The sequence below is a fragment of the Klebsiella sp. D5A genome (assembly GCF_001620885.1).
Taxonomy (GTDB): Bacteria; Pseudomonadota; Gammaproteobacteria; order Enterobacterales; family Enterobacteriaceae; genus Klebsiella; species Klebsiella variicola.
Genome location: NZ_LOAR01000012.1, coordinates 126,176 through 148,233 on the forward strand (window position 1 = coordinate 126,176; position 22,058 = coordinate 148,233).

20 protein-coding genes are annotated in these 22,058 nt (G+C 56.9%); 7 read left to right on the forward strand and 13 right to left on the reverse strand.

The window, feature by feature from the left end; translation table 11 throughout:
* Window positions 1-17: 17 nt before the first annotated feature.
* The 3 genes from edd to AS136_RS28775 form a co-directional block, all read right to left on the reverse strand.
* Window positions 18-1,829: a phosphogluconate dehydratase gene (edd, locus tag AS136_RS18180; protein WP_008804261.1), complete on the reverse strand. Its 1,812-nt coding sequence runs from the start codon at window positions 1,827-1,829 to the stop codon at window positions 18-20.
* A gap of 222 nt (window positions 1,830-2,051) precedes the next feature.
* Window positions 2,052-3,527, reverse strand: a complete 1,476-nt coding sequence (zwf, locus tag AS136_RS18185; protein WP_023322898.1) for a glucose-6-phosphate dehydrogenase — start codon at window positions 3,525-3,527, stop codon at window positions 2,052-2,054.
* A gap of 10 nt (window positions 3,528-3,537) precedes the next feature.
* On the reverse strand, window positions 3,538-3,687 hold the full coding sequence (locus AS136_RS28775) for a hypothetical protein (RefSeq protein ID WP_004145554.1): 150 nt from the start codon (window positions 3,685-3,687) through the stop codon (window positions 3,538-3,540).
* A gap of 159 nt (window positions 3,688-3,846) precedes the next feature.
* Between AS136_RS28775 and AS136_RS18190 the strand changes: the two genes are divergently transcribed.
* Both AS136_RS18190 and pyk read left to right on the forward strand, forming a co-directional pair.
* Entirely contained in the window at window positions 3,847-4,752 is a 906-nt protein-coding gene (locus AS136_RS18190; protein ID WP_162493240.1) for a MurR/RpiR family transcriptional regulator, read from the forward strand.
* A 125-nt stretch (window positions 4,753-4,877) separates the two neighbouring features.
* A complete protein-coding gene (gene pyk / locus AS136_RS18195; protein ID WP_002911440.1) occupies window positions 4,878-6,320 on the forward strand; it encodes a pyruvate kinase in 1,443 nt (480 codons plus the stop codon).
* Window positions 6,321-6,382: 62 nt separating this feature from the next.
* On the opposite strand, the gene AS136_RS18200 is transcribed toward pyk, so the two are convergent.
* Window positions 6,383-7,717 (reverse strand): 2-hydroxycarboxylate transporter family protein, encoded by a 1,335-nt coding sequence (locus tag AS136_RS18200; RefSeq protein ID WP_012967679.1) that lies wholly within the window; start codon window positions 7,715-7,717, stop codon window positions 6,383-6,385.
* 419 nt (window positions 7,718-8,136) lie between these two features.
* On the opposite strand from AS136_RS18200, the gene AS136_RS18205 reads away from it, so the two are divergent.
* The 3 genes from AS136_RS18205 (at window position 8,137) to dcuR (ending at window position 11,613) form a co-directional block, all read left to right on the forward strand.
* A complete protein-coding gene (locus AS136_RS18205) occupies window positions 8,137-9,084 on the forward strand; it encodes an AEC family transporter (protein ID WP_023322899.1) in 948 nt (315 codons plus the stop codon).
* Between the two features lie 62 nt (window positions 9,085-9,146).
* The gene (locus AS136_RS18210; protein ID WP_012541252.1) at window positions 9,147-10,832 is read left to right on the forward strand and encodes an NAD-dependent malic enzyme; all 1,686 of its coding nucleotides are present in this window, start codon (window positions 9,147-9,149) and stop codon (window positions 10,830-10,832) included.
* A 64-nt stretch (window positions 10,833-10,896) separates the two neighbouring features.
* Window positions 10,897-11,613 carry a two-component system response regulator DcuR gene (gene dcuR / locus AS136_RS18215; protein ID WP_008804254.1) on the forward strand — a complete coding sequence of 239 codons (717 nt, stop codon included), beginning with the start codon at window positions 10,897-10,899 and terminating at the stop codon, window positions 11,611-11,613.
* Window positions 11,614-11,643: 30 nt separating this feature from the next.
* Here dcuR and lpxM read toward each other — a convergent pair whose 3' ends face one another.
* The 3 genes from lpxM to znuA form a co-directional block, all read right to left on the reverse strand.
* On the reverse strand, window positions 11,644-12,615 hold the full coding sequence (lpxM, locus tag AS136_RS18220) for a lauroyl-Kdo(2)-lipid IV(A) myristoyltransferase (RefSeq protein WP_008804253.1): 972 nt from the start codon (window positions 12,613-12,615) through the stop codon (window positions 11,644-11,646).
* 117 nt (window positions 12,616-12,732) lie between these two features.
* Complete coding sequence (gene mepM / locus AS136_RS18225) at window positions 12,733-14,052, reverse strand: murein DD-endopeptidase MepM (protein ID WP_012541251.1); 1,320 nt, start codon at window positions 14,050-14,052, stop codon at window positions 12,733-12,735.
* Between the two features lie 15 nt (window positions 14,053-14,067).
* Entirely contained in the window at window positions 14,068-15,012 is a 945-nt protein-coding gene (gene znuA / locus AS136_RS18230; protein WP_008804251.1) for a zinc ABC transporter substrate-binding protein ZnuA, read from the reverse strand.
* A 110-nt stretch (window positions 15,013-15,122) separates the two neighbouring features.
* Between znuA and znuC the strand changes: the two genes are divergently transcribed.
* Window positions 15,123-15,842, forward strand: coding sequence for a zinc ABC transporter ATP-binding protein ZnuC (gene znuC, locus AS136_RS18235; protein ID WP_229531798.1), 720 nt, complete (start codon window positions 15,123-15,125; stop codon window positions 15,840-15,842).
* Window positions 15,842-16,627: a zinc ABC transporter permease subunit ZnuB gene (gene znuB, locus AS136_RS18240; protein ID WP_008804249.1), complete on the forward strand. Its 786-nt coding sequence runs from the start codon at window positions 15,842-15,844 to the stop codon at window positions 16,625-16,627. The genes znuC and znuB overlap by 1 nt, the downstream gene beginning before the upstream one ends.
* A 63-nt stretch (window positions 16,628-16,690) precedes the next feature.
* On the opposite strand, the gene ruvB is transcribed toward znuB, so the two are convergent.
* The 6 genes from ruvB to aspS form a co-directional block, all read right to left on the reverse strand.
* The gene (gene ruvB / locus AS136_RS18245) at window positions 16,691-17,701 is read right to left on the reverse strand and encodes a Holliday junction branch migration DNA helicase RuvB (protein ID WP_012541250.1); all 1,011 of its coding nucleotides are present in this window, start codon (window positions 17,699-17,701) and stop codon (window positions 16,691-16,693) included.
* Between the two features lie 8 nt (window positions 17,702-17,709).
* Window positions 17,710-18,321 (reverse strand): Holliday junction branch migration protein RuvA, encoded by a 612-nt coding sequence (gene ruvA, locus AS136_RS18250; protein WP_002911454.1) that lies wholly within the window; start codon window positions 18,319-18,321, stop codon window positions 17,710-17,712.
* Window positions 18,322-18,400: 79 nt separating this feature from the next.
* Entirely contained in the window at window positions 18,401-18,922 is a 522-nt protein-coding gene (ruvC, locus tag AS136_RS18255; RefSeq protein WP_008804247.1) for a crossover junction endodeoxyribonuclease RuvC, read from the reverse strand.
* A gap of 34 nt (window positions 18,923-18,956) precedes the next feature.
* On the reverse strand, window positions 18,957-19,697 hold the full coding sequence (locus tag AS136_RS18260; RefSeq protein WP_002911459.1) for a YebC/PmpR family DNA-binding transcriptional regulator: 741 nt from the start codon (window positions 19,695-19,697) through the stop codon (window positions 18,957-18,959).
* A 27-nt stretch (window positions 19,698-19,724) separates the two neighbouring features.
* On the reverse strand, window positions 19,725-20,168 hold the full coding sequence (gene nudB, locus AS136_RS18265) for a dihydroneopterin triphosphate diphosphatase (protein WP_002911477.1): 444 nt from the start codon (window positions 20,166-20,168) through the stop codon (window positions 19,725-19,727).
* A gap of 1 nt (window position 20,169) precedes the next feature.
* Window positions 20,170-21,957: an aspartate--tRNA ligase gene (gene aspS, locus AS136_RS18270; RefSeq protein ID WP_008804246.1), complete on the reverse strand. Its 1,788-nt coding sequence runs from the start codon at window positions 21,955-21,957 to the stop codon at window positions 20,170-20,172.
* Window positions 21,958-22,058 lie beyond the last annotated feature (101 nt).

Consider the following 22,058-nt stretch of genomic DNA (forward strand, 5'->3'; position numbering starts at 1 on the left):
CTAGAAATAAAATCGTCTTAAAAAGTGATGCAGGTTGCGCCCTGTTCCGCGCCAGAGAGCTTCTCACGCAGCGCCCCAAACATCTCCCTACCGGTTCCCACGCGCGACGCGCTGAGGTCAGGGATATGCGGCTGACGCGCCGCCAGTTCGGCATCGTCCACCAGCAGCGTCAGTTCTCCCGTCTGCCCGTTCACGCGAATCACATCGCCATCGCGCACCTTCGCCAGCAACCCACCATCATAGGCTTCAGGCGTGACATGGATTGCTGACGGGACTTTACCGGAGGCGCCAGAGAGTCGACCATCGGTCACCAGCGCTATTTTGAAACGGCGGTCCAATAATACACCAAGTGGCGGCATAAGTTTATGTAATTCTGGCATCCCGTTCGCTTTTGGCCCCTGATGACGGACCACCACCACACAATCTTTATCCAGCAGGCCCGCTTCAAAGGCCGGCAATACGTCGTGTTGGCTCTCGAACACCACCGCCGGCGCTTCGATCACCTGATTCTCCACCGGGACAGCCGAGGTTTTCATTACCGCGCGCCCCAGGTTGCCGCTCAGCACCTTGGTGCCGCCGTGACGGGAGAACGGTTTCTCGAAGGTCGCGATGACCTGATCGTCAAGCGGCGCTGTGGCCCCTTCACGCCAGTCCAGCTCGCCGTTGTTGAGCCACGGCTCCAGGGTATAACGCGACAGACCAAAGCCAGCGACGGTGTGAACATCCTCATGCAGCAGGCCGCCTTTCAGCAGCTCGCGCACCAGTACCGGAACGCCGCCCGCCGCCTGGAAGTGGTTGATATCCGCCGGGCCGTTGGGATAGAGGCGCGCCAGCAGCGGCACCACGTCTGACAGGTCAGAGAAATCGTCCCAGTTAATGATGATCCCCGCCGCGCGGGCCATCGCCACAAGGTGCATGGTATGGTTGGTAGAGCCACCGGTCGCCAGCAGCGCCACGATGCCGTTGACCACCACTTTTTCGTCGAACATTTTCCCCAGCGGCATCCACTCGTTGCCATTGCCGGTCATGCGGGTGACCTGGCGCGCGGCGGCGGCGGTCAGCGCGTCCCGCAGCGGGGCATCCGGATGGACAAAAGAGGAGCCCGGCAGCTGCATGCCCATAAACTCAACCACCATCTGGTTGGTGTTCGCCGTCCCGTAGAAAGTACAGGTCCCCGGCGCGTGGTACGAGGCAGCTTCAGACTCCAGCAGGGCCATACGATCCACTTTACCTTCCGCGTACAGCTGGCGAATGCGGACCTTCTCTTTATTAGCCAGGCCGCTGGCCATTGGACCGGACGGAATAAAGACCGACGGCAGATGGCCGAAAGAGAGTGCCGCCATGGTCAGGCCAGGAACAATTTTATCGCACACCCCGAGGTACAGCGCGCCGTCGAACATGTTATGCGACAGACCGATAGCGGCGGACATGGCGATCACTTCGCGGCTCAGCAATGAGAGCTCCATACCGTCCTGCCCCTGGGTTACGCCGTCGCACATTGCCGGCACGCCGCCGGCCACCTGGCCGACCGCATTGGCGCTATGCAGCGCTTTACGGATGATGTCCGGATAGTGTTCGTAGGGCTGGTGAGCGGACAACATATCGTTGTAGGAGGTAATGATGGCGATATTGTTGCGCAACATGCTTTTCAGAGAGGCTTTGTCGTCAGCCTGACAGGCCGCGAAACCGTGAGCCAGATTGCCGCAGGCCAGTTGCGCACGATGCACGGTGTCGGTTTTGGCCTGGTTAATCCTTGCGAGGTAAGCCGCGCGGGTGTCACGCGACCGTTCGATAATGCGATTTGTTACCCGTAACATTGTCGAATTCATAAAGGCTCCTCAAATTTGTATCTGTCCGGCCGCTGCGTGATGACGTATTTTTGTGCTAAAGGCCACCAACACCAGCGCTCAGGGGCAAAATGTCTGAAAGCAGTGTAATAAAAAAAGCCCCGTGGGTGAATCCTCACGGGGCTTAAAAGATTAAAAAGCGTGCGACTTTCTGCGTCAGATCATGTTACCGGTAAAATAACCCTGACGGATTAGGCGGCGAGCTTACTCGAACTCGTTCCATGAGCGGCCGTCACGGGTGATCATCGCCACCGACGCAACCGGTCCCCAGGTCCCTGCCTGATACGGTTTCGGCGCATCGCGGTCGGCAGCCCAGGCTTCGGTGATGGAATCCACCCATTTCCACGCCTCTTCCACTTCATCACGGCGGACGAACAGCGCCTGGATACCGCGCATGGTCTCCAGCAGCAGACGCTCATAAGCATCGGCCAGGTGCGTCTGGTTGAAGGTCTCGGAGTAGCTCAGATCCAGCTTGGTGATCTGCAGATTATGCTTATGGTCGAGGCCCGGCACTTTGTTCAGCACCTGGATATCCACCCCTTCGTCCGGCTGCAGACGAATGGTCAGCTTGTTCTGCGGCAGCTCCTGCCAGGTCTCTTTAAACAGGTTCAGCTCCGGAGTTTTGAAGTAAACCACTACCTCAGAGCATTTGGTCGGTAGACGTTTGCCGGTGCGCAGATAGAACGGTACGCCGGCCCAGCGCCAGTTATCGATATCGACGCGGATAGCCACGAAGGTTTCGGTGTTACTGGTTTTGTTGGCGCCCTCTTCTTCCAGGTAGCCCGGCACTTTTTTGCCCTGGGCAAAGCCGGCGGTGTACTGGCCGCGAACGGTTTTCTCACGCACGTTGGAGCGATCAATGCGGCGCAGGGATTTCAGGACCTTGACCTTTTCATCACGGATGCTGTCGGCGCTGAGATCGGACGGCGGTGACATGGCAATCATGCAGAGGATCTGCAGCAGGTGGTTCTGGATCATGTCGCGCATCTGCCCGGCCTGGTCGAAGTAACCCCAGCGCCCTTCAATACCCACCTCTTCCGCGACGGTGATTTCGACATGGTCGATAGTGCGGCAGTCCCAGTTATTGACGAACAGAGAGTTGGCAAAGCGCAGCGCCAGCAGGTTGAGGACCGTCTCTTTACCGAGGTAGTGGTCGATACGGTAGACCTGGCACTCTTCAAAAAACTCGCCGACCTGGTCGTTGATTTCACGCGAGGTTTCCAGCGAGGTACCCAGCGGTTTTTCCATCACCACGCGCGCAGGCTTGGAATTGAGCTTCGCTTCGCCCAGACCTTTGCAGATCGCGCCAAAGGTGCTCGGCGGCATGGCGAAATAGTTGATGGTGACACGGTTCTGTTGATCCAGCATCTCACCCAGACGCGTGAAGCCGCTGGTGTCATTGACGTCAAGATTACAGAACTCCAGGCGTCCGCTCAGGGAATCCCACAAACCCTCATCAATTTTTTCCTTCATGAAGGTTTCCAGCGCTTCGCGCACGACTTTGGTGTAAGCCGCTTTATCCCAATCGGCACGGCCGACGCCAATGATGCGGGTGTCGGCGTGGATCTGGCCCGCTTTTTCAAGCTGATACAGGGAAGGCAACAATTTACGTCGCGCCAGGTCGCCCTTCGCGCCGAAAATGACCAGGTCGCATGCCTGGGCCGTTTGCGTTACCGCCATGTCATTCTCCTCAGTTGATAGTCTGGTGCTTCTGCCAGGCTATATTTGTAATTTTCTTACACTGCACTGTACTGTGTTTACGTATTTCCCGAAAGCCTTCCCCTTCGTTTGCGGCGGTAAAACCGCACAGGGTGAAAACATTCGGCGATGATTTGGGCATCTGGCTGATATTGTTCGTTGTTTGTACCTGTTTCAGGTCAGTAAAATACGACTCTGATCATGTAATGAAAAAAAACAACATTATTTCACGTCATTCCTCACCGCTTGCGCTTGCGGAGGGGTATATTCTTGCTAAAACGCCCGATGATTTCACCCATTAATGAAATCGTTTCCATTGATGAGCGCCCTGTTACTAATGAACATGCTGGAAAAAATCCAGTCCCGACTGGAACACCTTAGCAAATCTGAACGCAAAGTGGCGGAAGTGATCCTCGCCACCCCCGCGCAGGCCATTCATTCGAGCATCGCCGCCCTCGCCCTTGAGGCCGGGGTGAGCGAACCGACCGTCAATCGCTTCTGCCGCAGTCTCGAAACCCGCGGGTTTCCTGATTTTAAACTGCACCTTGCCCAGAGCCTCGCGCACGGCACGCTCTATGTTAACCGGAATGTTGATGAAGACGACAGCGTTGAGTCATACACGGGAAAAATATTCGAATCGGCCATGGCGAGTTTAGATCAGGTCCACCATTCTCTCGACATGTCGGCGGTGAATCGCGCGGTGGATCTGCTGACTCAGGCCAAAAAAATCGCCTTTTTCGGCCTCGGTTCCTCGGCGGCGGTCGCCCATGATGCGATGAACAAATTTTTCCGCTTTAACGTGCCGGTCATCTATTCCGACGACATTGTCCTGCAACGCATGAGCTGTATGAATTGCGATGACGATGATGTGGTGGTGATTATCTCGCATACCGGAAGAACCAAGAGCCTTGTGGAGCTGGCGCAGCTGGCCCGTGAAAACGATGCCATGGTGATCGCCCTCACCTCCGCCGGTACCCCCCTGGCCCGGGAAGCCACGCTCGCCATCACCCTCGATGTGCCGGAAGATACCGACATCTATATGCCGATGGTCTCCCGTCTCGCCCAGCTGACCGTCATCGACGTATTGGCGACGGGGTTTACGCTGCGTCGAGGGGCAAAATTCAGAGATAACTTGAAGAGGGTCAAGGAAGCGCTGAAGGAATCGCGTTTTGATAAAGAACCGTTCGTACCCAGTGATAATCAATAAAAGTTGATAACAAGCAGTACCCCATTACACCTTCGATAACGATCCGGCTGTGCGACGTTGCAGGCTGGCGCTACCGAATCCATGTTCACGCAACACCAAAGTTGTATCAGTCAACGGAGTATTACATGTCCAGAAGGCTTCGCAGAACCAAAATCGTTACTACCTTAGGCCCAGCAACTGACCGCGATAACAACCTGGAAAAAGTTATCGCCGCGGGCGCAAACGTAGTGCGTATGAACTTCTCTCACGGCACCCCGGAAGATCATCAGCTCCGTGCCGACAAAGTGCGTGAGATTGCGGCAAAACTGGGCCGTCACGTGGCCATCCTCGGCGACCTCCAGGGACCAAAAATTCGCGTATCGACCTTCAAAGAAGGCAAAATTTTCCTCAACGTCGGCGATAAATTCCTGCTCGACGCTAACCTTGGTAAAGGTGAAGGCGACAAAGAGAAAGTCGGGATCGACTACAAAGGCCTGCCGGCGGATGTCGTGCCGGGCGATATCCTGCTGCTCGACGATGGTCGCGTGCAGCTGAAAGTCCTCGAAGTTCAGGGGATGAAAGTGTTCACTGAAGTGACCGTCGGCGGTCCGTTGTCTAACAACAAAGGGATCAACAAGCTGGGCGGCGGCCTGTCTGCCGAAGCGCTGACCGACAAAGACAAGGCCGATATCGTCACCGCCGCCAAAATCGGCGTCGACTACCTGGCGGTCTCTTTCCCGCGCTGCGGCGAAGACCTGAACTACGCCCGTCGCCTGGCGCGCGATGCCGGCTGCGATGCGAAAATCGTCGCCAAAGTTGAGCGTGCGGAAGCGGTCTGCGATCAGGATGCGATGGACGACGTGATCCTCGCCTCCGATGTGGTCATGGTTGCGCGCGGCGACCTCGGCGTCGAAATCGGCGATCCAGAGCTGGTGGGTATCCAGAAAGCGCTGATTCGTCGTGCCCGTCAGCTGAACCGTTCCGTCATTACCGCCACCCAGATGATGGAGTCGATGATCACCAACCCGATGCCGACTCGTGCGGAAGTGATGGACGTGGCCAACGCCGTGCTGGATGGCACCGATGCGGTGATGCTCTCTGCGGAAACCGCTGCCGGTCAGTATCCGTCGGAAACCGTGGCCGCGATGGCGCGCGTGTGTCTGGGCGCCGAAAAAATCCCCAGCCTCAACGTTTCCAAACACCGTCTGGACGTCCAGTTCGACAACGTGGAAGAAGCGATTGCCATGTCGGCGATGTATGCCGCCAACCACCTGAAAGGCATCACGGCCATCATCACCATGACCGAATCGGGCCGCACCGCGCTGATGACCTCGCGCATCAGCTCCGGTCTGCCGATTTTCGCCCTTTCCCGCCACGAGCGCACCCTGAACCTGACCGCACTCTACCGCGGGGTGACCCCGGTGTTCTTCGACAGCCAGAATGACGGGGTAGCCGCTGCGCACGATGCCGTCAATCTGCTGCGGGACAAAGGCTACCTGGTCTCTGGTGACCTTGTGGTCGTTACCCAGGGTGACGTGATGAGCACCATCGGCAGCACCAACACCACCCGTATCCTCACCGTCGAGTAAGCCTCGGTGTCGACCTGCCAGCGATGCGCTGGCAGGTTTTTTTTTGCCCACTATCTGGCAGATTACACCACCCAGCTCAACAACAGCGTCGCGGCGATCACCGTCGACGCCCCGCCGATCCGCGTCGCAATCTGGGCAAACGGCATCAACCCCATCCTGTTTGACGCCGAGAGGATGGCCACATCTCCGGTTCCTCCAAGGCCGCTATGGCAGCTGGTCACGATAGCGGCTTCCACCGGATACATATTCAGGCGAGTAGCGATAAAGAAACCGCTCAGCGCCATGGCAATAACGATGGAGCCGCAAACCACGACGTAGCCAATGGAGAAGACCGAGACCACGCTCTCCAGCGGCACATACAGCATGCCCAGGCCGATCATCAGCGGCCACACCAGCGCGGCGGAGACAAACTTGTAGCAGCTGTGCGCCCCCAGCTCCATCGCCGCCGGGATAACGTTGGTATATTTGCAGAAGACGGCCGCCAGAATCATCAGCACCGGCCCGGGAATATGCACCACCTTCTCCAGCAGACCACCGACGATGAAAAATGCACAAATCATCAGCAACCCGGCGCCCATCAGCTGAAAATCGGTGGGCTGGGTACTCTGATGTTGCGCAAAGACGCTATTATCGTCATGGCTGCGGATCAGCATCCCATTGCCGGAGAGCGCCGGACGACGTGCGCCCATGCGCGCCAGAAAACCAGCGCAGATAATGGCGAAAATATTCCCAACCACCGCGGCCGGCGCCAGCTGGGCAACATAGACATCAGGTGTTTGCCCGAGAATGGCCGAATAAGCCAGCGACAAAGGCAGGATCCCTTCGCCAATGCCGCCGCCGATAATCGGCACGATGATAAAAAAGAAGGTGTGGTAAATACTGTAGCCAAATAAGCTGCCCACCAGCAGGCCGGTTAATATTGCCGCCCCGGTCCCGGCCACCAGCGGGACAAACATACGCACCATCCCCTGGATCAGAATAGTGCGGTTCATTCCCAGAATACTCCCGACAACCAGGCAGGCGATGACGAAATAGAGGAGATTGGCCTCCTTCATCAGCAAATGCACGGTATCGAGCGTATGGGCTTCAAACACGCCAAAGTAGACCAATACTGAGGGCATCATCAGGCACAATATGGCCGGCCCGCCAATGTCTTTTAGTACTGGCACCATGCGGCCAATCTTAGCCAGCGCGAATCCCAGGGTCATAATGACCGCCAGTCCGCCAATCATATTTTTCGGCAGCAGGCCCGCGCTCGCAGAGAGCGCGACGATCGCAGCGATACCAATAAAGAGCGTTAACGGTACGGCACCAACGTCGATATTGGATAAAAGTCGTGTCGATTGGCCGTTCGGTTGCGTTTTATCTATCGGGTGGTTGAGTGAATTATTTTCCATATTTTTACCTGAATGATAAGGAGGTAGCGTAGGGTAGTAACGCAATATTAAAATTTGCGTAGCAACATAAATGAAATAGCACTAAACACCGGCTCACCAAAATACACTCAAAACGGTAGCACAGGCGTTTAAAACAAAAAATGACAAACGGATTTCTTCTGTTGGCTTTGTGACTAAACTATAAAATTGATTTTAAGTAATTTAATTTATCGTCATAAAGCTAAAGTTTTCATCAATGGTGAAATTTAAATGCCTTAGATACAACCCCATGATTTAACCCTGTTTTCTTTATTTGTAAGTAAAGTATCCGAGACGAAATTATTTAAAGGCAGGCGACTGTGATGACTATCACCTTTTAAATATTACGGGATCGCTAGATTGGCGACACAACAACCCGATAAAATATGTCAGGACATCTTATGCCTTCACTACTCTTACAATCTCTTTTCCCATTGGTATTTATCATGCTGCTGGGATGGCTTAGCGGTAAACTAGGCTATACCCGGCGCGAGGATGCCTCCGTTCTGGCCACGGTGGTGATCCGCTTTGCGCTTCCGTTCCATCTTTTTATCGGCGCGTTAAATACCCATCCCGATAAAATTAAAAACTTCACCTTTATGGCGGTGTTAGTCATTGGCCTGATGGGGTCCTATTTTCTCACGCTGCTGATCTCACGCTATGTTTTCCGTCATGATATTAAAACCAGCGCGATTCAGTCGCTGGTTTGCGCCTTCCCCGATATGGCCTACTTTGGCGCGCCCGTTCTGGCGGTACTGATAGGTCCGGAGGGTTTTCTCGGCGTGCTTATCGGAAACCTGGTGACCAGCGTATTGATGATCCCCCTGACTATTATCCTGATTCGCATGGGAGACAAGCACCGGAGCGTGGATGAACCCCAGCTTCACGCCGGGCAGCTGATCCTGCAAAACCTACTGAAGGCCGTGAGAAACCCCATCGTCTGGATCCCGATTTCCGGCGTATTGCTCAGCCTGGCGGGAGTCCAGCTGCCGCATATGCTCAGTATGCCTATTGAAATGGTGGGTAAAATCGCCGGCGGTCTGTCACTGTTCGCCCTGGGACTGCTGTTTTACGGCGAACGCCCGACGGTCAATATTCAAACCTGTACCAATATCAGTATCAAAAATCTGATCCAACCGGCAATGATGGCCCTGGCCGGACTGGCCTTTGGGCTCAGTCATACCTTAATGCAACAGGTTATTATCATCGGCGCGACGCCTTCCGCCATCGCGGCAGGGATGTTTGCGCTGCGCAGCGATACCTATATTGAGCCGGCCTCATCCTCTATTTTGCTGGGTACCGCCATCGGCGTCGTCACCGAAGGCATCATGATTTATCTCATTTCGTAATCACGGAAATAAAACACCAAGACATCAGGCAATGTTTTAATTTGATATTCAGGAGTCATCCAATGTTAGCCACAGAAACCTTATACACTCCCTATAACGGTGCCGTCCTGCTGGAAAATCCGTTATTAAATAAAGGCCTTGCTTTTACCGAAAGTGAACGCACGGCATTTAATCTTCAGGGACTGTTACCCCATAATGTTGAAACCATTGAAGAACAAACCGAGCGCGCATGGGGCCAGTTTTGCCAGTTCAAAAAGAGTATTTCGCGCCATATCTATCTCAGGAATATTCAGGATACTAACGAGACATTATTCTATAACCTGCTGCGTAGTCATATGAAAGAAACGCTGCCGGTGATCTATACCCCGACGGTGGGTGAAGCGTGTGAACATTTCTCAGAAATATATCGCCGGGGACGCGGTTTGTTTATTTCCTGGCCCAACCGTCACCAGATTGACGAAATGCTGCAGGGATTTTCCCGCAATGATATCAAAGTCATTGTCGTGACCGATGGCGAGCGCATTCTGGGGCTGGGCGACCAGGGGATTGGTGGCATGGGGATCCCCATTGGCAAACTCTCGTTATATACCGCCTGCGGGGGCATTCACCCGGCATCCACGCTGCCTATCATGCTAGATGTCGGCACCAACAACCCGCAGCATCTGGAGGATCCGCTGTATATGGGCTGGCGCCATCCGCGCATCAGCGACGAGCAGTACCTGGAGTTTATGGACATGTTTGTCCATGCCATTCAGCAACGTTGGCCGAATGTATTACTTCAGTTTGAAGACTTTGCCCAAAAGAATGCCACGCGACTGCTCAACCGCTATCGTCACCAGCTGTGCTGTTTTAACGATGATATCCAGGGCACCGCCGCCGTGACCTCAGGGACGCTGATCGCCGCCGCGGCCGCGGCCGGGACGCCGATCCGCGACCAGCGGGTAGTTTTCCTTGGCGGCGGTTCGGCCGGATGCGGCATTGCGGAAAAAATCATTGCGCTGATGGTGGATGATGGGCTTTCGCAGGAGGAAGCGCGCCGCCGTATCTTTATGGTTGACCGCTTTGGCCTGCTGACGGATGAGATGCCCAATCTGCTCGATTTTCAGCGCGACCTCGTCACGCCGCGAGCCAGTATTGCCCACTGGGATACCGAGTCCGCCCAACTGTCGCTGATGGATGTCGTACGCAACGTCCACCCTACCGTACTGATTGGCGTGTCTGGCCAGCCGGGGTTATTTAGCGAAGAGATAGTGAAGGAGATGCATCGGCACTGCCCGCGTCCGATTATTATGCCGCTCTCTAACCCCACCTCCCGGGCCGAAGCCCAGCCGAAGGATTTGCTGGAGTGGACCCGGGGAAGCGCGCTGATCGCCACCGGCAGCCCGTTCGAACCCGTCTTCTACGACGGCAAAACCTACGATATCGCTCAGTGCAACAACGCCTATATTTTTCCCGGTCTGGGGCTGGGGATCCTCGCCAGTAAAGCGCAGCGCGTCACGGAAGCGATGCTGATCACCTGCAGTAAAACCCTGGCAGCCCACTCGCCTTTGGCGAGCCGTGAAACCGGTGCTTTACTGCCGCCGGTTGAAGAGATCGAAATGATTTCCCGGGCTATTGCCGCAGAGGTCGCTCGCGCCGCGCAGCGGGACGGCGTTGCGCCGCAGATTGACGAGGCACAGCTGGCGGCGAATATCGATAAAACCTTCTGGCGAGCGCGCTACACCGCCTATAAACGATCGTCATTCTGATCGTCATTGCTCCGCTCATCTTACGGGAGGCCGGCTGGCTTCCCGCCACACCGGGGAACCACGCATGTTCAATGTGCTGATCGTCGATGATGATCCCATGGTAGCCGACCTGAACCGGCTGTTTATCAGCCGGGTAGCTGATTTTCACTGCTGCGGGGTGGCGGCGACGATCGGCGACGCCAAAGCGATGCTAAGCCATCTGGCGCAGGTCGATCTACTGCTGCTGGATGTCTATATGCAACAGGAGAATGGCCTGGACCTGCTGCCGGCGCTTCGCGCAGATGGGCGGAATATTGACGTCATCATGATGACGTCTGCCGCCGATACGCTCACGCTACAAACGGCGCTGCACTATGGCGTGGTGGATTACCTGATTAAACCGTTTCAGTTTCCGCGCTTTGAGGAGGCCCTGCAGGCATGGCGCAAAAAGCGTGAGGTGACGCAGGCGAAATCCTGTTATGCCCAAGCGGATATCGACACCCTGCTGCGCCGCGGGATCCCGCAACAGGAAAGCGCCCGCCGCCTGCCGAAAGGGCTGACGCCGCAAACCCTTCGCCTGGTGTGCCAGTGGATTGACGACCATCAGGCGCGCGATTTTTCGACAAACGAGCTGGCGGCGGCGCTGCAGATATCCAGGGTGTCATGCCGTAAATACCTGATTTGGCTGGAGCAGATAAACGTGCTCTTCACGACCAATCACTACGGTATCACTGGCCGCCCGGAGTATCGCTACCGGCTTGTCGTCGAGAACCTGATGTTACTGACGCAATATAGCCAGTGAGCCAGGAACGCCCACTGGCTCTCTTTTAGACTACTTCTTTGGGAACAGCTCTTTGCGTTTGTAGGGCTCGATTTCACCCGGCTTGCGCGTTTTCAGCAGCTTCAGGATCCAGGTGTACTGCTCGGTGTGCGGCTTAACAAACACTTCCACTTCTTCGTTCATCCGCCGGGCGATCGTCGTATCGTCTGCGTCCAGCAGGTCGTCCATCGGCGGGCGGACCAGCACCGTCAGGCGATGCGTTTGGCCATCATAGACCGGAAACAGCGGTACGACGCGGGCGCGGCATACCTTCATTAAACGGCCAATCGCGGGCAGCGTCGCCTTGTAGGTGGCAAAGAAATCCACAAATTCACTGTGCTCAGCGCCGTGATCCTGATCGGGCAGATAGTAACCCCAGTAGCCCTGGCGCACCGACTGAATAAACGGTTTGATCCCGTCGTTGCGCGCGTGCATACGCCCGCCAAAACGACGGCGCACGGTATTCCACACGTAATCAAAGACCGGGTTACCCTGGTTGTGGAACATCGCCGCCATCTTCTGCCCACCGGAGGCCATCAGCATCGCCGGGATATCCACGCCCCAGGCATGCGGAACGAGGAAAATCACTTTCTCGTTATTACGCTGCATCTCGTCGATGATCTCTTTCCCCTGCCAGTCGACGCGGGCAAGGATTTTCTGCGGATCGCGCAGGCCCAGCTCGGCCATCATCACCATCGCCTGCGGCGCCGAGGCATACATGGCGTCGATGATCGCTTCCCGTTCGTGCTCGCTTTTTTCCGGAAAACAGTAGAGCAAATTAATCTGCGCCCGGCGCCGCGAGCTTTTCGCCAAACGCCCTACGAAGCGGCCGAGTTTTCCGAGGATCGGATCGCGAAAGGAAGGCGGCGTCAGCGCGATGCCTGCGAAGGCAAAGACGCCCAGCCACGCGCCCCAGTAGCGCGGCAGTAAAAAGGATTTCTCAAACTTAGGGATAAACTCAATATTATTTTTTTTCGTTTCCATGCCCAATCCGCAGGTCGACTGCTTAATCAAGATAATGGGATAGTGTAGCGAGACGTTAGGTAACCTACAAAAGAAAAAGCCGGCGCCCTGGGGCACCGGCTTTCCACTGACCGGTGGTTAGTCAAACCGCAGCTGCGGGACGACCTCTTTGACCTGCGCCAGGTAATCGGTACGGTCGGAACCGCTCAGCCCTTCGGTACGCGGCAGCTTAGCCGTCAGCGGGTTGACCGCCTGCTGGTTGATCCACACTTCATAGTGCAGGTGCGGCCCGGTAGAACGGCCGGTATTCCCCGACAGCGCGATACGATCGCCGCGCTTCACTTTCTGCCCCGGTTTCACCAGCAGCTTACGCAGGTGCATATAGCGGGTGGTATAGGTGCGACCGTGGCGGATAGCAACATAATACCCGGCAGCGCCGCTGCGCTTGGCCACTACCACTTCGCCATCACCCACTGCCAGCACCGGCGTCCCCTGCGGCATCGCGAAATCGACGCCACGATGCGGCGCGACGCGCCCGGTGACCGGATTCAGACGACGCGGGTTAAAGTTAGAGGAAACGCGGAACTGACGCGCCGTCGGGAAGCGCATAAAGCCTTTCGCCAGCCCCGTCCCGTTACGATCGTAGAATTTGCCGTCTTCGGCACGGATAGCATAGTAATCCTTACCGTCGGAGCGCAAACGCACGCCCAGCAGCTGACTTTGCTCGCGCTTGCCGTCGAGCATTTCGCGCGACATCAATACCGAGAACTCGTCGCCTTTTTTCAGCTTACGGAAATCCATCTGCCACTGCATGGCCTTGATCACCGCGCTGATTTCGGTACTGGTCAGGCCGGCATCGCGCGCGCTGGAGACAAAGCTGGCGCCGACGGTGCCCTTCAGCACATTGTTGACCCAGTCGCCTTTCTGCAGCTCGCTGCTCATTTTAAAACCGTTGTCCACACGGGTATAAGTGCGGGTTTCGCGGCGGGACATCTCCCAGGTCAGGCTCTGCAGATCGCCGTCCGCGGTCAGGGTCCAGGAGAGCTGCTGGCCAATCTTCAGATTACGCAGCTCTTTATCGGCGGAGGAAAGCTGGGCGATATCGCCCATATCGATACCGTACTGGTTCAGGATGCTGCTGAGCGTATCGCCAGTCGACACCACATATTCATGACCGCCGGCATCGGTATCGGCCTTCTCGTCGAGTTCATCCTGAGGAATGGCTTCTTCTTCCTGCGGGGCCTGGTCGATCGGCTCGGAGGCTTCCGGCAGCAGGGAACGGATCTCGCTTTTTTCCAGTTCAATGGTTCTGACGATGGGGGCGGATTCCGGGTGGTAAATGTAGGGTCGCCAGACGGCGACCGCTAAGGTAAGAACGCTAAGCGACCCCAACATGACGCGATGAGGTCGTGGCAGATTGTTGAATGCCTGAGTGACAGCGCGGGCTATCTGTTGCACGTATTCACTTCCTCGTTAATCTCCTTTCAGGCAGCTCGAATACTGATTCGCCAGCTGGGTCAGGAATTGCGGGTAACTCGCTTTACCCAACGTAATTCCAGTACCCAGCGGATCCAGGGTTCCCATGCGCACAGACGTGCCCCGGGCAACAGCTTCGATAACCGCTGGCCTGAACTGTGGCTCAGCAAAAACGCACGTGGCCTTCTGCTCAACCAGTTGTGTTCTGATTTCGTGTAAACGCTGCGCACCAGGCTGTATTTCAGGGTTGACGGTAAAGTGCCCCAGCGAGGTCAAACCGTAGTGTTTTTCAAAGTAACCGTAGGCGTCATGAAAAACGAAATAGCCCTTCCCTTTCAGCGGTGCCAGCTCATTGCTAACCTGCTTGTCAGTCGCCGCCAGCGCGGCCTCGAACTGCTGCAGGTTGCTGTCGAGTTTGGCTCGACTCTGCGGCATAAGTTCTAATAATTTATCGTGGATTGCAACCGCCGAAAGCCGCGCTATCTCTGGGGATAACCACAGATGCATATTGTAAATACCGTGATGGTGATCGCCGTCACTTTTTTCTGCTGCGCCGTGGTCATGACCATCATGATCGTCATCGTCATCCGCCCCGGTCATCAGCAGCGGCTTCACCCCTTCCAGCTCCGCGATGGTCACCTTTTTATTCGCCGCAATGCTTTGCGTCGACCTATCCATAAAGGCTTCCATTTCCGGCCCAATCCATACCACTAAGTCTGCGTTCTGTAAGCGTTTTACATCAGAAGGCCGCAGTGAATAGTCATGCTCTGAGGCGCCGTCGGGCAATAGCACCTGAGTATCTGTCACCCCATCGGCGATGGCGGCTGCGATAAAGCCCAGCGGTTTCATGGAAGTCACTACGGCGGCGCTGGCCAGCGGAACCTGCGCGAACAAAAAAACAGCGCCAAGTCCAGCGCAAAGAAGCGTATTTTTATGTAACATAATGCGTCTAGTCATCGAAACGAGTGAATGTGATGTGATATTATAACATTCACTAGCTTGTGCAACCCTAAATTACTATGACAAACCTTGTTACGCTGGAAAATGTGTCGGTGGCCTTTGGCCAACGCCGCGTGCTGTCTGACATTTCGCTGGCACTCACGCCAGGCAAAATATTAACCCTGCTGGGCCCGAACGGCGCCGGTAAATCGACCCTTGTGCGAGTGGTTCTGGGGCTGGTAGCACCAACAGAGGGTGTCATCAAGCGGGAAGACCGCCTGCGGATTGGCTACGTGCCGCAGAAGCTGCATCTTGACGCCACGCTGCCGCTGACCGTCAGCCGCTTCCTGCGTTTGCGCCCGGGAACCCGCAAAGACGACATCCTGCCGGCACTGAAACGTGTGCAGGCCGGGCATCTGATCGACGCGCCGATGCAAAAACTCTCCGGCGGCGAAACCCAGCGCGTACTGCTGGCCCGCGCCCTGCTCAACCGCCCACAGCTGCTGGTGCTGGATGAACCGACCCAGGGTGTTGACGTCAATGGCCAGGTGGCGCTTTACGATCTTATCGACCAGCTGCGCCATGAACTGGACTGCGCAGTGCTGATGGTATCGCACGACCTGCATCTGGTGATGGCCAAAACCGACGAAGTCCTGTGCCTGAACCAGCATATCTGCTGCTCCGGCGCGCCGGAGGTGGTCTCCATGCATCCGGAGTTTATCTCCATGTTCGGCCCGCGCGGCGCGGAACAGCTGGGGATTTACCGCCACCACCATAATCACCGCCACGACCTTCAGGGGCGAATTGTACTGCGTCGGGGAAACAGCCGCTAATGATTGAACTTCTGTTACCTGGCTGGCTGGCCGGGATGATGCTGGCCTGCGCCGCCGGTCCGCTGGGCTCCTTTGTGGTCTGGCGCCGCATGTCCTATTTTGGCGATACGCTGGCGCATGCGTCGCTGCTCGGCGTCGCTTTCGGCTTATTACTTAACATCAATCCGTTTTATGCGGTGATCGCCGTGACTTTGCTGCTGGCCGGCGGGCTGGTGTGGCTGGAAAAACGCCCCCATCTGGCGATCGATACCCTGCTGGGCATCATGGCGCACAGCGCACTGTCGCTGGGGCTGGTGGTGGTCAGTCTGATGTCTAACGTCCGCGTCGATCTGATGGCGTACCTGTTCGGCGATCTGCTGGCAGTGACGCCGCAGGATTTGATTGCCATCGCCATTGGCGTAGTGATTGTGATTGGTATCCTGCTCTGGCAGTGGCGACCGCTGCTGGCGATGACCATCAGTCCGGATCTGGCGTTTGTCGATGGCGTGAAGCTGCAGCGCGTGAAGTTGCTGTTGATGCTGGTCACCGCTCTGACTATCGGCGTGGCGATGAAGTTCGTCGGCGCGCTGATCATCACTTCCCTGCTGATTATCCCGGCCGCCACCGCCCGCCGTTTTGCCCGCACGCCGGAGCAGATGGCCGCCGTGGCAGTGGGCGTGGGCATGCTGGCCGTTACCGGCGGGTTAACCTTCTCGGCCTTCTACGACACCCCGGCCGGGCCGTCGGTGGTGCTGTGCGCCGCCGTGCTGTTTATTCTCAGCATGACAAAAAAAGCCGCCAGCTGAAAATGAAAAAGCCCGGTCGCGCTGCTGACCGGGCCTCATAATGAACGACACATCCGTCGCGAACTAGGGCATTTCCGGCGGCGTGATCCCGAAATGATTCCAGGCGCGCACCGTCGCCATTCTTCCCCGTGGCGTACGCTGCAGAAAACCCTGCTGAATTAAGTAGGGCTCCAGCACATCTTCAATGGTTTCCCGCTCTTCGCCGATCGCGGCGGCGAGGTTATCCAGCCCCACCGGCCCACCAAAGAATTTATCTATCACCGCCAGCAGTAGTTTACGGTCCATATAGTCGAACCCTTCCGCATCGACATTCAGCATATCCAGCGCCTGGGCAGCAATGTCGGCAGAGATGCTGCCGTCGTGGCGCACTTCCGCGAAGTCGCGCACCCGGCGCAGCAGACGGTTGGCAATACGCGGCGTGCCGCGTGAACGACGGGCCACTTCCAGCGCGCCTTCGTCGCTCATCTCCAGCCCCATATGGCGGGCGCTGCGGCTGACGATATGCTGCAGATCGGGTATCTGATAGAACTCCAGGCGCTGCACGATGCCAAAGCGGTCGCGCAGCGGCGAGGTCAATGAACCGGCCCGGGTGGTGGCGCCAATCAGGGTAAACGGCGGCAGATCGATTTTGATGGAGCGCGCCGCCGGACCTTCGCCAATCATAATATCCAGCTGATAGTCTTCCATCGCCGGGTAAAGCACCTCTTCCACCACCGGCGAGAGGCGATGGATCTCATCGATAAACAGCACGTCGTGCGGTTCGAGGTTGGTGAGCATCGCGGCGAGATCGCCCGCTTTCTCCAGCACCGGGCCGGAGGTGGTGCGCAGATTCACCCCCATCTCATTGGCGACAATGTTCGCCAGGGTGGTTTTCCCCAACCCAGGCGGGCCAAAAATCAGCAGGTGATCGAGGGCGTCGCCGCGCAGTTTCGCCGCCTGGATAAAGATCTCCATCTGGGAGCGCACCTGCGGCTGGCCGACATACTCTGCCAGCAATTTTGGGCGGATGGCGCGGTCAACGGCCTCTTCTGCGCCGCTGCTGTCTGCCGATACCAGCCGGTCTGCTTCAATCATCCCTTACCTCACAACGCGGCGCGCAGCGCTTCGCGGATTAGCGTTTCACTGTTGGCGTCCGGACGGGCAATCTTGCTTACCATCCGGCTGGCCTCCTGCGGTTTATAGCCCAGCGCGACCAGCGCGGCAACCGCTTCCTGTTCGGCATCATCTGCCGTCGGGCCTGCCGGCGAGGTCAGCACCAGATCGGCCGCCGGAGTGAACAGGTCGCCGTGCAGCCCTTTGAAGCGGTCTTTCATCTCGACGATCAGGCGTTCTGCGGTTTTTTTGCCAATCCCCGGCAGCTTCACCAGCGAGGCGACTTCTTCCCGCTCAACGGCATTGACGAACTGCTGCGCCGACATGCCGGAGAGGATCGCCAGCGCCAGCTTTGGCCCCACACCGTTGGTTTTAATCAGCTCTTTAAACAGCGTACGTTCCTGTTTGTTGTTAAAACCATACAGCAGCTGGGCATCTTCACGCACCACAAAGTGGGTAAAGACTATCGCCTCCTGACCGGCCTCCGGCAGCTCATAGAAGCAGGTCATTGGCATATGCACTTCATAGCCGACGCCCGCCGTTTCCAGCAACACCAGCGGGGGTTGTTTTTCGAGAATGATGCCTCTGAGTCTGCCTATCACGTGGGGCTCCTGCGTTATGGTCTAAGTATCTGGCGGTATCATAAAAAAAGGCTGGATAGATATCCAGCCTGATTTGCGATTATCGTAAGCGCCCTCGCGCCAGATTGAGCCGGGTCTCGCTGACCTGAGCAACATTCTGGCTGATATGGCAATGGGTGATGGCAATCGCCAGCGCATCCGCCGCATCCGCTTGCGGATTGGCAGGCAGTTTGAGCAAGGTGCGCACCATGTGCTGAACCTGGCTCTTTTCGGCGCTGCCGATCCCGACAACGGTCTGCTTGACCTGACGGGCGGCGTATTCAAACACCGGCAGCGACTGATTGGTCGCTGCAACGATCGCCACTCCCCGCGCCTGCCCAAGCTTTAACGCCGAATCGGCGTTCTTCGCCATAAAGACCTGCTCAATGGCGAAATAGTCGGGCTGAAACTGGGTGATGATTTCCGTCACCCCGGCGTAGATCAGCTTCAGCCGCGACGGCAGATCGTCCACTTTGGTGCGGATGCATCCGCTGCCAAGGTAGCTCAACTGCCGTCCAACCTGGCGGATCACGCCATAACCGGTGACGCGCGACCCCGGGTCAATGCCGAGAATAATAGCCATCACGCGCCTCCGGTTAACCGTGGATGCGACTGCATCACAGGGTGGCCGCGACCTCGTCGGAGATCTCGCCGTTATGGTACACTTCCTGCACGTCGTCGCAGTCTTCCAGCATATCGATCAGACGCAGCAGCTTCGGCGCCGTCTCGGCATCCATATCCGCTTTGGTGGACGGGATCATCGAGACTTCGGCAGCGTCGGCTTTCAGGCCAGCGGCTTCCAGCGCGTCGCGCACAGCACCCATCTCTTCCCACGCGGTGTAGACGTCGATGGCGCCGTCGTCATAGGTCACCACGTCTTCTGCGCCAGCTTCCAGCGCCGCTTCCATAATGGTGTCTTCATCGCCTTTCTCGAAGGAGATGACGCCTTTCTTGCTGAACAGGTAGGACACGGAGCCGTCGGTACCGAGGTTACCACCGGTTTTGGTGAAAGCGTGACGCACTTCCGCAACGGTACGGTTACGGTTGTCGGACAGACATTCCACCATTACCGCGGTACCGCCAGGGCCATAGCCTTCGTAAATGATGGTTTCCATGTTCGCGTCTTCATCACCGCCGACGCCGCGCGCGATGGCGCGGTTCAGGGTGTCGCGCGTCATGTTGTTAGACAGCGCTTTATCAACGGCCGCACGCAGGCGCGGGTTGGAAGCCGGATCGCCGCCGCCCAGACGCGCCGCAGTCACCAGCTCGCGAATGATTTTCGTAAAGATTTTACCGCGTTTAGCATCCTGTGCCGCTTTGCGGTGTTTGGTGTTGGCCCATTTACTATGACCTGCCATAAAAAACTCTCCAAAAAGCGCGCCCTTTCAGGCGGCGTTAATTACAAATTCTTCAATCGCCTGCCGGTTGCTCCACGACTTGGTCAGCGCAGCGGCTTCCGTCGCGCTGACCCAGCGGTAGGCCAGATGTTCGGTGAAGGTAATCTCCCGCTCATGAGGCAGCGCAAGACAGAACCAGAATTCTGTATTGCGCTCTACACCCGGCGCATAGCGATGACGCAAATGAGAAAATATCTCGAACTCCACCGTGCGCTGACAGTCAATTAAGGTCAGTTGCTCGCAGGCAACATCAATGGCGACCTCTTCCTTTACTTCACGCGCGGCGGCCTGCAGCGCGGTCTCTCCTGCTTCCAGGCTGCCGGTCACCGACTGCCAGAACGCGGGATCGTCGCGCCGCTGTAACATCAGCACCCGTTTCGTATCTTCGGCGTAAATCACCACCAGCACCGAAACGGGCAGCTTAAATGACATATTACTTGTTCTCCAGAGACGCTTTCGCCTCTTTCTCCACAACCTGAATACCCAGTTCACCGAGCGCAGCCGGATTGGCGAAGCTTGGCGCTTCGGTCATCAGACAGGCCGCGGCGGTGGTTTTCGGGAAGGCGATAACGTCGCGGATGTTATCGGTACCGGTCAGCAGCATGGTCAGACGGTCAAGACCGAACGCCAGACCCGCGTGCGGCGGCGTACCGTATTTCAGCGCATCCAGCAGGAAGCCGAATTTTTCACGCTGCTCTTGTTCATTAATGCCCAGAATACCAAATACGGTCTGCTGCATGTCGCCACGGTGAATACGTACAGAACCGCCGCCGACTTCATAACCGTTAATGACCATATCATAGGCGTTCGCTACGGCCTCTTCCGGCGCAGCTTTCAGCTCGTTCGCGGTCATATCTTTTGGCGAAGTGAACGGATGGTGCATCGCCGTCAGGCCGCCTTCGCCGTCGTCTTCGAACATCGGGAAGTCGATCACCCACAGCGGCGCCCATTTGCTCTCGTCAGTCAGGCTCAGGTCTTTACCGAGCTTCAGACGCAGCGCGCCCAGCGCGTCCGCCACCACTTTCTTGTTGTCGGCGCCGAAGAAGATCATATCGCCGTCCTGCGCGCCGGTGCGTTCGAGGATCGCTTCCACGATCTCAGCGGTGAGGAATTTCGCCACCGGGCTGTTGATCCCGTCCATGCCTTTCGCACGCTCGGTCACTTTAATATAGGCCAGCCCCTTCGCGCCGTAGATCTTCACAAAGTTGCCGTATTCGTCAATCAGCTTGCGGGTCAGAGAGGCACCGCCCGGGACGCGCAGGGCCGCCACGCGCCCTTTCGGATCGTTGGCCGGGCCGGCAAAGACCGCGAATTCCACGGACTTCAGCAGGTCGGCGACGTCCACCAGCTCCATCGGGTTACGCAGATCCGGTTTATCGGAGCCATAACGACGTTCGGCTTCGGCGAAGGTCATGATCGGGAAATCACCCAGGTCGACGCCTTTAATTTCCAGCCACAGCTGACGCACCATTGCTTCCATGATCTCACGCACCTGCGGCGCGGTCATAAAGGAGGTTTCCACGTCGATCTGGGTAAATTCAGGCTGACGGTCGGCACGCAGGTCTTCATCGCGGAAACATTTAACGATCTGATAATAGCGATCGAACCCGGACATCATCAGCAGCTGTTTGAACAGCTGCGGGGACTGCGGCAGCGCGTAGAATTTGCCTTTATGCACGCGGGAAGGCACGAGGTAATCGCGAGCGCCTTCCGGGGTGGCTTTGGTCAGCATCGGAGTTTCGATGTCGAGGAAGCCATGGTCGTCCATAAAGCGGCGCACAAAGCTGGTGATTTTCGCGCGGGTTTTCAGACGCTGCGCCATTTCCGGACGACGCAGGTCGAGGTAGCGGTATTTCAGACGCGCTTCTTCGGTGTTGACGTGATTGGAGTCCAGCGGCAGCGATTCTGAGCGGTTAATGATCGTCAGATCGGAGGCCAGCACTTCGATGGCGCCGGTGGCCATGTCCGCGTTGATGTTTTTCTCTTCACGCGCGCGGACGGTGCCAGTGACCTGAATGCAGAACTCATTACGCAGTTCAGAGGCTAATTTCAACGCATCCGCACGATCCGGGTCGAAAAACACCTGAACGATGCCTTCGCGGTCGCGCATATCGATAAAAATGAGGCTACCGAGATCGCGACGGCGGTTGACCCAACCACACAGAGTCACCTGCTGCCCAACGTGGGACTGTCGAAGCTGTCCGCAATATTCTGTACGCATGAGATATCCCTTAACTTAGCCGTCGGCGGATTGTCGTCTGCCCTGCAGGCGACGAGGTCGCAGCTTTAGCTGATGTCACAACTGAATGAAAAAAGGCGGCT

Coding starts and splice junctions, on each gene's coding strand:
- AS136_RS18200 (WP_012967679.1), bottom strand. CDS start 7,717: ATGGAAAATAATTCACTCAACCACCCGATAGATAAAACGCAACCGAAC.
- ruvB (WP_012541250.1), bottom strand. CDS start 17,701: ATGATTGAAGCAGACCGGCTGGTATCGGCAGACAGCAGCGGCGCAGAA.
- AS136_RS18190 (WP_162493240.1), top strand. CDS start 3,847: ATGAAATCGTTTCCATTGATGAGCGCCCTGTTACTAATGAACATGCTG.
- AS136_RS18260 (WP_002911459.1), bottom strand. CDS start 19,697: ATGGCAGGTCATAGTAAATGGGCCAACACCAAACACCGCAAAGCGGCA.
- AS136_RS18210 (WP_012541252.1), top strand. CDS start 9,147: ATGTTAGCCACAGAAACCTTATACACTCCCTATAACGGTGCCGTCCTG.
- lpxM (WP_008804253.1), bottom strand. CDS start 12,615: ATGGAAACGAAAAAAAATAATATTGAGTTTATCCCTAAGTTTGAGAAA.
- znuA (WP_008804251.1), bottom strand. CDS start 15,012: ATGTTACATAAAAATACGCTTCTTTGCGCTGGACTTGGCGCTGTTTTT.
- znuB (WP_008804249.1), top strand. CDS start 15,842: ATGATTGAACTTCTGTTACCTGGCTGGCTGGCCGGGATGATGCTGGCC.
- AS136_RS18205 (WP_023322899.1), top strand. CDS start 8,137: ATGCCTTCACTACTCTTACAATCTCTTTTCCCATTGGTATTTATCATG.
- zwf (WP_023322898.1), bottom strand. CDS start 3,527: ATGGCGGTAACGCAAACGGCCCAGGCATGCGACCTGGTCATTTTCGGC.
- edd (WP_008804261.1), bottom strand. CDS start 1,829: ATGAATTCGACAATGTTACGGGTAACAAATCGCATTATCGAACGGTCG.
- aspS (WP_008804246.1), bottom strand. CDS start 21,957: ATGCGTACAGAATATTGCGGACAGCTTCGACAGTCCCACGTTGGGCAG.
- nudB (WP_002911477.1), bottom strand. CDS start 20,168: ATGTCATTTAAGCTGCCCGTTTCGGTGCTGGTGGTGATTTACGCCGAA.
- ruvC (WP_008804247.1), bottom strand. CDS start 18,922: ATGGCTATTATTCTCGGCATTGACCCGGGGTCGCGCGTCACCGGTTAT.
- AS136_RS28775 (WP_004145554.1), bottom strand. CDS start 3,687: ATGCCCAAATCATCGCCGAATGTTTTCACCCTGTGCGGTTTTACCGCC.
- pyk (WP_002911440.1), top strand. CDS start 4,878: ATGTCCAGAAGGCTTCGCAGAACCAAAATCGTTACTACCTTAGGCCCA.
- dcuR (WP_008804254.1), top strand. CDS start 10,897: ATGTTCAATGTGCTGATCGTCGATGATGATCCCATGGTAGCCGACCTG.